We start from the raw sequence: 5,295 nt of genomic DNA on the forward strand, positions 1-5,295 counted from the left end.
CTTCAGGCCGGCGCGGGTGCGACGGATCGCCTTGGAAACCGCAGCGACCGCGTCATTTTGCCCGATGATCCGCTTGTGGATCTCGTCCTCCATGCGCAGCAGCCGAGTGGTCTCCTCCTCGGTGAGCTTGAACACCGGGATGCCGGTCCAGTTGCCCAGCACCTCGGCGATCTCGTTGTCGTCGACCTCAGCGACAACATCGAGATCTCCTGAACGCCATTGCTTTTCGCGTTCGGTGCGCTGGGCCACCAGCTGCTTCTCCCGATCGCGCAGGCTGGCCGCCTTCTCGAAGTCCTGGGCGTCGATCGCCGATTCCTTCTCCCGGCGGGCGTCGGCGATCTTCTCGTCGAACTCGCGCAGGTCTGGCGGCGCGGTCATCCGGCGGATTCGCATCCGGGCACCGGCCTCGTCGATGAGGTCAATTGCCTTGTCCGGCAAGAACCTATCGTTGATGTAGCGGTCGGCCAGGGTAGCGGCAGCCGTCACCGCACCGTCGGTGATCGACACCCGGTGGTGGGCCTCGTAGCGGTCGCGCAGACCCTTGAGGATCTCGATGGTGTGCTCGACCGTCGGCTCGCCGACCTGCACCGGCTGGAAGCGACGTTCCAGCGCGGCATCCTTCTCGATGTACTTGCGGTACTCGTCGAGCGTGGTGGCGCCGATCGTTTGAAGTTCACCACGAGCGAGCTTCGGTTTGAGGATCGACGCGGCATCGATTGCACCTTCGGCGGCACCGGCCCCGACCAGGGTGTGCAACTCGTCGATGAACAGGATGATGTCACCGCGGGTGTTGATCTCCTTGAGCACCTTCTTCAGGCGTTCCTCGAAGTCACCGCGGTAGCGCGAGCCGGCCACCAGCGAACCCAGGTCCAGCGTGTAGAGCTGCTTGTCCTTCAGCGTCTCAGGCACCTCGCCGTGCACGATGGCCTGCGCCAGACCCTCGACGACCGCGGTCTTGCCGACGCCCGGCTCACCGATCAGCACCGGGTTGTTCTTGGTGCGCCGGGAGAGCACCTGCATGACCCGCTCGATTTCCTTCTCACGGCCGATTACCGGATCGAGCTTGCCCTCCATGGCGGCCGCAGTCAGGTTGCGGCCGAACTGGTCGAGCACCAGCGAGGTCGACGGGCTGCCCGACTCGCCACCGCGACCCCCGGTGCCGGCCTCGGCGGTCTCCTTGCCCTGGTACCCGGACAGCAGCTGGATCACTTGCTGACGCACCCGGGTGAGCTCGGCGCCGAGCTTGACCAGCACCTGGGCCGCGACGCCCTCACCCTCCCGGATCAGGCCGAGCAGAATGTGCTCGGTGCCGATGTAGTTGTGGCCGAGCTGCAGCGCCTCCCGCAAGCTCAGCTCGAGCACCTTCTTCGCCCGTGGAGTGAACGGGATATGCCCCGACGGCGCCTGCTGTCCCTGGCCGATGATCTCCTCGACTTGGCTGCGGACGCCCTCCAGCGAGATGCCCAGCGACTCCAGCGACTTAGCGGCGACACCCTCGCCCTCGTGGATCAGGCCCAACAGGATGTGCTCGGTTCCGATGTAATTGTGGTTGAGCATCCGGGCCTCTTCTTGTGCCAGGACGACGACCCGACGTGCTCGGTCGGTAAATCTCTCGAACATGGGTGGTTACCTGCTCTCCCTCACCATCGGTACTTTGGACGGCCGGAGGACGGCCCTGCGTACCTGCCCTCCACTGTAGTGGGCGGCTGGCCGGGGTTCCTACCTTGCGGTGGATACCTGCACAGCCGCAACAGAGCAACGCGGGAATTCCCCGAATCGTTTCCCGCGAGACAGGGCGATCAGTTCGCCACCAGCGAAAAAGTAACTCCGATATCAGGTGGCCGCGTGGAATGCGTCGATGACGTCGGCCGGGATGCGGCCGCGAGTCGACACATTGTGTCCGTTGCGACGCGCCCATTCCCGGATCGCCGCGCTCTGCTCGCGATCGATGGCGCCGCGGCCGCGGGCCGAGCTGGAACGTCCGCGCCGCCGGCCGCCGACTCGGCGGCCGGCCGTTACCCATTGCTTCAGATCGTTACGCAGCTTCGTGGCATTCTTGGTCGAAAGGTCAATCTCATAGGTCACCCCGTCGAGCCCGAATTCGACCGTTTCGTCGGCGGCACCCTCACCGTCGAAATCATCGACCAAGGTGACGGTCACTTTCTTCGCCATTAGCGCACCCTCAACTTCTTCCCGTGCACTTACGGTGCACAGTACATTAACTCGCCGTGGCACCAATCTGCCATAAACAAGGACGGTATTCAACAGCAATCGCCGGAGAGTAGTTCAGTTGCCGTGCGGGCGAACAATCGGGAACAAAACTGTCTCTCTAATTGACAGACCGGTCAGAGCCATCAACAACCGATCGATACCCATTCCGGTTCCGGTACAAGGCGGCATACCGTACTCGAGCGCCGCCAGGAAATCCTCGTCGAGTGCCATCGCCTCTTCATCGCCGGCGGCCGCCGCACGGGCCTGCGCCGCGAATCTTTCCCGCTGCACCACCGGGTCGATTAATTCGGAGTATCCGGTGGCGAGTTCCACCCCGCGCAGGTAGAGATCCCACTTTTCGGTGACACCGGGGATGTTGCGGTGTTGACGGGTCAAAGGGGTTGTCTCCACCGGAAAGTCCCGGACGAACGTGGGCGCGGTCAGGCCGGCGCCGACGGTGTGCTCCCACAACTCCTCGACCAGCTTGCCGTGCCCGTAGCCACCGTCGGTCGGTATCTCGACGCCGAGCCGAGCGGCGATAGCACGCAAGCTTTCGACCGACGTGTCCGGTGTAATCTCCTCGCCAAGCTCATCGGATAGCGACGGATACATTTGAATCGAGTCCCATTCCCCCTCGATGTCATACACGCTGCCGTCGGGCAACGGGAGTTGTCGCGTACCGATCGCGATATCCGCTACCTGTTGAATAAGCTCGCGGATGACAACCGCCGAATCGTCATAGGTTCCATAGGCCTGATAGGTCTCCAACATGGAAAATTCCGGCGAATGCGTAGAATCGACGCCTTCGTTTCGGAACACACGATTGAGCTCGAAGACCTTGTCAAACCCGCCGACGACGCAGCGCTTCAGGAACAGTTCCGGCGCAATGCGCAGGTAGAGATCAATGTCAAGAGCATTGGAGTGGGTAGTGAACGGCCGGGCCGCCGCGCCACCCGCCAATGTCTGCAAGATCGGAGTCTCGACTTCAACGAACCCGCGTTGCTCGAGCGCGGCCCGTATCGCGCGGACGACGGCGATGCGCCGGCGGGCGATCGTGCGGGCCTGTGGCCGGACCACCAGGTCGACATAGCGTTGCCGCACCCGCGATTCCTCGTTCATTTCCTTGTGAGCGACGGGCAGCGGCCGTAGCGCCTTTGACGCCATCTGCCAGGAGTCGCCGAGCACGGACAACTCGCCGCGACGTGAGCTGACCACCTCGCCGTGCACACCGACGATGTCGCCGATATCGACGTCGGCCTTCCACGCGTCAAGTTCCTGCTGCCCCACGCCGGCCAGGCCGATCATGACCTGCAGTTGGGTGCCGTCGCCCTCCTGCAGTGTCGCAAAACATAATTTGCCCGAATTGCGAAGGAATATGACCCGCCCGGCAACGCCGACGCGCTCGCCGGTTGCCGAGTCCGTCGGCAAGTCGGGGTAGGCGGCCCGGATCTGGGCCAGCGTGTGGGTGCGGTTGACGGCGACCGGGTAGGGGTCGCGGCCCTCGGTCAGCAGCCGAGCGCGCTTGTCCCGGCGGATCCGGAACTGCTCGGGGATGTCCTGCGGACGTTTCTCGTCGGCGGCACTCACGACCTGCCAGCTTAAAGCGCGTCAGTGCGCGCTCTTGAGTCGGCCGCGCTGGTGGTCCCGGTTACGTTCGAAAACCAGCCGCAGCCCGTGCAGGGTCAGGTGCTGGTCGTAGTGGTCGACGCAGTCCAGTTCGGCCAACAGCAGCGGTGCGGTGTGACCGGTGGCCACCACCGTGACGTCGTCGCCGGCGAAGCCGGCCACGTCGTCGCGGATTCGCTGCACCAAGCCGTCGACCAGTCCGGCAAACCCGAACACGGCGCCGGCCTGCATGCACTCGACGGTGTTTTTGCCCACCACGGAGCGGGGGCGGGCCAGTTCGACGCGCCGCAACGCCGCCGATCGCGCGGCTGCGGCGTCCGAGGACACCTGCACGCCGGGTGCGATGGCGCCGCCCAGGAATTCACCCTTGGCCGACACCACGTCGACGCAGATCGACGAACCGAAGTCGATCACGATCGCCGCGGTCCCGAACCTGTGAAACGCAGCCAGGCAGTTCACGATTCGGTCCGCACCCACCTCTTTCGGGTTGTCGACCAGCAGGGGGATTCCGGTGCGTACCCCGGGCTCGATCAACACATGCGGCACCGACGACCAGTACTGCTCGAGCATGACCCGCACCTCATGCAGCACCGACGGAACAGTGGACAGCGCCACCGCACCGGTGAGCCGCTCGGAATCCTCACCGATCAGGCCGTCGATGGTCAGCGCGAGTTCATCGGCGGTGACTTCGGCTTCGGTGCGTATCCGCCACTCCTGCACCACCTTCGCGTGCTCTTTGGATCCTGAGAGCAACCCGACGACAGTGTGGGTGTTGCGGACGTCGATAGCGAGCAGCACGGCTATCGCGGGGAAACCAGGTCGGAGGCGTCGTCGGGCACAAAGGCCGGATCGTGGCCGAGGTCAACGAGGCGGTTGTCGGCGTCGACGAACACGATCCGGGGTTGGTAGCCGTGCGCCTCGGCGTTATCCATCGTCGCATAAGCGATCAGGATCACCAGGTCGCCGGGATGCACGAGATGCGCTGCGGCGCCGTTAATTCCAATTACACCGCTGCCACGCTCGCCGGTGATCGCATAGGTGACCAGCCGGGCGCCGTTGTCGATGTCGACGATGGTCACCTGCTCACCTTCGAGCAAGTCGGCGGCATCCATCAGGCCGGCATCGATGGTCACCGAGCCGACATAGTGCAGATCTGCCTCCGTGACGGTTGCCCGGTGGATCTTCGACTTGAGCATTGTCCGTAACATCAGTTCCTCCAGCATGTTCCGAGTTCGATGGCGATGTTGTCGAGGAGTCTGGTCCTCCCGAGTCGAGCAGCAACCAGCAGTCGGCCGGGGCCATTGGCCGGCGCCGGCCCAAGTGCCGGGTCGCGCACCTGCAGATAGTCGATATCGATCGCGGGCACCTCCGACAGCACGGCGCGGGCGGCGTTTAGCGCGGCGTCCGTGCCGGCGGGCGCGGCGTGCATACCAGCCAGCAGCGCCGCCGACAGTGCGC

5 protein-coding genes and 1 pseudogene are annotated in these 5,295 nt (G+C 64.5%); all 6 read right to left on the reverse strand.

Annotated elements, in window-relative coordinates; genetic code table 11:
• Positions 1 to 1,620: pseudogene (gene clpC1, locus ACRDTL_RS12870) on the reverse strand (ATP-dependent protease ATP-binding subunit ClpC); the annotation flags it as partial.
• A gap of 213 nt (positions 1,621 to 1,833) precedes the next feature.
• Positions 1,834 to 2,172 carry a histone-like nucleoid-structuring protein Lsr2 gene (gene lsr2 / locus ACRDTL_RS12875; RefSeq protein ID WP_431507094.1) on the reverse strand — a complete coding sequence of 113 codons (339 nt, stop codon included), beginning with the start codon at positions 2,170 to 2,172 and terminating at the stop codon, positions 1,834 to 1,836.
• Positions 2,173 to 2,286: 114 nt separating this feature from the next.
• Entirely contained in the window at positions 2,287 to 3,798 is a 1,512-nt protein-coding gene (gene lysS, locus ACRDTL_RS12880; protein WP_431507095.1) for a lysine--tRNA ligase, read from the reverse strand.
• 21 nt (positions 3,799 to 3,819) lie between these two features.
• Complete coding sequence (locus tag ACRDTL_RS12885; RefSeq protein ID WP_431507096.1) at positions 3,820 to 4,635, reverse strand: type III pantothenate kinase; 816 nt, start codon at positions 4,633 to 4,635, stop codon at positions 3,820 to 3,822.
• Between the two features lie 2 nt (positions 4,636 to 4,637).
• On the reverse strand, positions 4,638 to 5,045 hold the full coding sequence (gene panD, locus ACRDTL_RS12890) for an aspartate 1-decarboxylase (RefSeq protein ID WP_431507097.1): 408 nt from the start codon (positions 5,043 to 5,045) through the stop codon (positions 4,638 to 4,640).
• Positions 5,045 to 5,295: pantoate--beta-alanine ligase (locus ACRDTL_RS12895; RefSeq protein WP_431507098.1), on the reverse strand; the 251-nt coding region annotated here is incomplete at its 5' end. The genes ACRDTL_RS12895 and panD, both read right to left, overlap by 1 nt.

Origin of the sequence: Mycobacterium sp. (assembly GCF_050700595.1) — a bacterium.
GTDB lineage: Bacteria > Actinomycetota > Actinomycetes > Mycobacteriales > Mycobacteriaceae > Mycobacterium.